Source organism: Pseudorhodobacter sp. W20_MBD10_FR17 (assembly GCF_052119765.1).
Classification (GTDB): domain Bacteria; phylum Pseudomonadota; class Alphaproteobacteria; order Rhodobacterales; family Rhodobacteraceae; genus Pseudorhodobacter.
Genome location: NZ_JBGQOQ010000103.1, coordinates 1 through 1,671, shown reverse-complemented (window position 1 = coordinate 1,671; position 1,671 = coordinate 1). Strand labels below are relative to the sequence as shown.

General features: G+C 62.8%; 1 protein-coding gene. It reads right to left on the bottom strand.

The annotated features are described in order from the left end of the window. Nucleotides 1–221: 221 nt before the first annotated feature. Nucleotides 222–1,577, bottom strand: coding sequence for an IS1380 family transposase (locus ACEN2J_RS20765; RefSeq protein WP_442108661.1), 1,356 nt, complete (start codon nt 1,575–1,577; stop codon nt 222–224). Nucleotides 1,578–1,671 lie beyond the last annotated feature (94 nt).

The window sequence follows — 1,671 nt, the reverse complement described above, 5'->3', positions numbered from 1 at the left end:
CCGACATCCCCCAAGTGGCTTGCCGTTTGACCTCAAGATCGCCCAACCAGGCCACCCGATCAAGCGTTTTTTGCCCCGCGCGGTGTCTGCGGTCGCGGAAACAACCCGGATCGGTCGGAGCGAGCCGCGACTCCTTGCCGTGCTGGCGCGGCGGCCCTGTTTTTCAGGGCGGCGGACAGGCCTGTCGAGCCGCTTTCGTTTGGTTTGGGTCTGGATCACGGTCACGCGCATAACAGCGGCGCTCGCAAGCGTTGGATCGCGGCGAGAATGGCGCGCACCATCGGGCCGGTGACCGCGACCTCGGCAAGCTGGAAGGTGATGGCGCGGGCGTGGCGCACGACGCGGGCGCCGATCTTGATCAGCTTGAGCTGGAGGCTGGTCAGCGACCAGTCGGCCATGGCCTCTGGCAGTTCGATGCAGCGCAAGAAGGTAGCCAGGTTGTAGGCCAGCGCGTGCAGCTGCAGCCGCACTTCGTTGTCGCGGAACCTCCTGCATGACAGACGCGTCCAGTGGAAGGCGTACTTTCCTTCCTTGATGTGCTGCTCAGCTGTGCCGCGTCGATTATAGAAGCGGGTGACCTCGTCCGGCTCCATGGGCAGGTTGGTGACGATGAAGCCCACGCGGGGGAACAGCTCGCCCGGATGCCACTCGATCTTGGCGATGACGCGGCGCGCCTTGTCCCAGGACGCAGCCTGATACTGGAAGTCCTCGTGAAAGCGCTTGACCTTGGTCTGTGACGGACGCCCTACGGGCCGCGTCAGCCGATGGGCGATCTGCTCGCGCAGGACGTTATTGGCGCGCAGCCGGATGGCGTAGAAGTAGCCCGTCTCCTCAAGCCGTTCATAGAGTGCCGGGATCGCATAGGCGGCGTCAGCGCGGAAGAAGCGGCCCCCAAGGTTGCGGCCAGCGTAGCGGGCAATCACCGGATCCAGAACCTCCTGCCAGCCATCGGCACTATGGACGTTCCCGTTGCGCAGCGCGCAGCGCTCCAGCATGCCGAACTGGTTGAACAAGAAGTTTGGGTGGTAGCAGGTGCATCCGAAATGCCCATTCCAGGCCGCGCCCTCTTGGTCCCCGTGTGTCGGACTGACCGAGCTGTCCATGTCCAGCACGATGTATTTGAGCCCGTTGCGATCATGATAGCGGTCAATCCACGCGCCGTTCAGATCGGCCAGCGCCGCCCGGTTCTCGGGCAAGGCCAGCGTCTCTGTCTCGAACCGCCCCATCTGCGTTGCTGAGGCCGCTTGCGCATCGACAGCCCGGCCACCTACGACCTGGCGCATGACCGGATCGAGGGCCAGCCGGTCGGCGTCGTTGACATCCTCGTATCCGGCCAGACGACCAAACACCGATTGCCGGAACAGCCCATCGAGTTGATGGACGGAGTTCTTGCCTGTGCGGGTGTCGTGCAGTGCCGCTGACGCCAGATCCGACAGCCCGAGCGCGTCATCCAACTCGCGCATTATCAAGAGACCGCCGTCGGAACTGAGCTGCGTGCCATTGAACTCTAGCCGCACACGACGGTCGAAATCCACCCGATCAGCCCGCTGCAAGTCCGCACCCTCCGGGTGACCCATAAAATGCTCCCTTCTCAGCCGTCAACACCATGATTTATATACGAAATACCACAATCAGGATAGCAAAATCAGAGATTTACTTGGGGAATGCGGG

What these genes read in the sequence shown, in the direction of transcription:
- ACEN2J_RS20765 (WP_442108661.1), bottom strand. Translation starts at nt 1,577, where the DNA reads ATGGGTCACCCGGAGGGTGCGGACTTGCAGCGGGCTGATCGGGTGGAT.